The sequence below is a fragment of the Streptomyces sp. SPB074 genome (assembly GCF_000154905.1).
Lineage (GTDB): Bacteria > Actinomycetota > Actinomycetes > Streptomycetales > Streptomycetaceae > Streptomyces.
This window is the reverse complement of sequence record NZ_GG770539.1, coordinates 5,609,258-5,611,311: the sequence shown is the minus strand read 5'-3', so window position 1 is coordinate 5,611,311 and position 2,054 is coordinate 5,609,258. Positions and strand designations below refer to the sequence as shown.

Annotated in this window: 1 protein-coding gene; it reads left to right on the top strand. The window is 72.9% G+C overall.

The window, feature by feature from the left end; translation table 11 throughout:
- Positions 1 to 137: 137 nt before the first annotated feature.
- A complete protein-coding gene (locus SSBG_RS23750; RefSeq protein WP_037870492.1) occupies positions 138 to 2,018 on the top strand; it encodes an endonuclease/exonuclease/phosphatase family protein in 1,881 nt (626 codons plus the stop codon).
- The last annotated feature ends 36 nt before the right edge of the window (positions 2,019 to 2,054 follow it).

The following is a 2,054-nucleotide window of genomic DNA, read 5'->3' as shown; positions in this document are numbered from 1 at the left end:
CTCACCCCCGCTTCACCGGCGCGACCTTGACAACTCCCCGGTGCGGGAAGGAGATTGACGCGCGTAGAACTCGCGGTACGCATCCTCATCACGCGGCCTCCGCCCGGGGGCCGCCCTCAGACCTGGAGTCGCGCCCCATGCCTGTTCCCTCCCGACGCCGCCCGGCCCTGGCCGTGGCGTCCGCCACCGCGACCGCGCTGGCGGCCGGCATGTTGCTCACCGCCCCCGCCTCGGCCGCCCCCGCGCCCACGGCTCCCGCGCGGGCCGCCGCCGCACCGGCCGCCGCCGACGGCCTGAGCATCCACACCCTCCAGGGCAGGACCCGCGTCTCGCCGTACACGGGACAGCACGTCACCGGCGTGAGCGGGGTCGTGACGGGCGTGCGCGGCTACGGCTCGCGCGGCTTCTGGTTCCAGGAGACGAGGCCGGACCACGACCCGGCGACGAGCGAGGGCGTCTTCGTCTTCACCTCCTCGGCCCCGAAGGTCGCGGCCGGGGACGCGGTACGGGTGGACGGCGACGTGGTCGAGTACGTGCCCGGCGGCGCCGCCTCGGGCAACCAGTCCGTCACCGAGATCGAGAAGCCCACCGTCACCGTCGTCTCCTCCGGCAACGCGGTGCCCGCCCCCGTCGTCGTCTCGGCCGGCACCGTCCCCGACGCGTTCACGCCGCGGGGCCGGGCGAGCGACGGCGGCCACGTGGGCGGCCTCCGGCTGCGCCCCACGAAGTTCGCCACCGACTACTACGAGTCGCTGGAGGGCATGAACGTCCGCGTCGGCACCTCCCGCGTCGTCGGCGCGACGGACGCGTACAACGAACTGTGGGTCACGGTGAAGCCGTACGAGAACCGGACCGCGCGCGGCGGCACGCGCTACGGGGCGTACGACGCGCAGAACGGCGGGCGCCTCCAGATCCAGCAGCTCGCCCCCGTCGCGCAGCAGCCCTTCCCCGTCGCGAACGTCGGCGACACGCTCGTGGGCCGGACCGCGGGCCCGATGGACTTCAACCAGTACGGCGGCTACACGATCGCGGCCACGACGATCGGGACGGTGCGGGACAACGGTCTCGTACGGGAGTCGGCGAAGCCGGGCGCGGACGGCGAGCTGTCCGTGGCCACGTACAACGTCGAGAACCTCGACCCGGGCGACCCGCAGGCGAAGTTCGACGCGCTCGCGGACGGGGTCGTCACGCACCTCGCCTCGCCCGACATCGTCTCGATCGAGGAGGTGCAGGACGACAACGGCGCGAAGGACGACGGCACGGTCTCGGCGGAGCTGACGCTGCGCGAGTTCACCGACGCGATCGTGGCGAAGGGCGGCCCGCGCTACGCCTGGCGCGGCATCGATCCGGAGAACGACAAGGACGGCGGCGAGCCCGGCGGCAACATCCGGCAGGTCTTCCTCTACAACCCGGACCGCGTCTCCTTCACCGACCGCACGGGCGGCGACGCGACGACGGCGACGGCCGTCGTGGAGCGCGAGGGGTCCCCTGCGCTCGCGGTCTCACCGGGCCGGGTGGACCCGGCGAACCCGGCGTGGGAGGACAGCCGCAAGCCGCTCGCGGGCGAGTTCGTCTTCCGGGGCGAGAAGGTCTTCGTCGTCGCCAACCACTTCAGCTCCAAGGGCGGCGACGAGCCGCTGACGGCGGAGCGGCAGCCGCCCGTCCGCGCCTCCGAGACCAGGCGCCACGCGCAGGCCGCCTCGGTCAACGCCTTCGTCCGCCAGCTCACGGCGCTCGACGCGAAGGCGCGCGTCGTCGTCCTCGGCGACCTCAACGACTTCGAGTTCTCCGCCACGACGAAGGCCCTGACGAAGGGGAAGGTCCTGCGCCCCGGCATCGAGCGGCTTCCCGCCGACGAGCGCTACACCTACGTCTACCAGGGCAACAGCCAGGTCCTGGACCAGATCCTGGTGAGCAAGGGCATCACGTCCTTCACCTACGACAGCGTCCACATCAACGCCGAGTTCGCCCAGCAGAACAGCGACCACGACCCCCAGTTGCTGCGCTTCCGGCCCTGACGGCCCGGCGCGCGAAGGAGAGGGGGGTACGGGCCG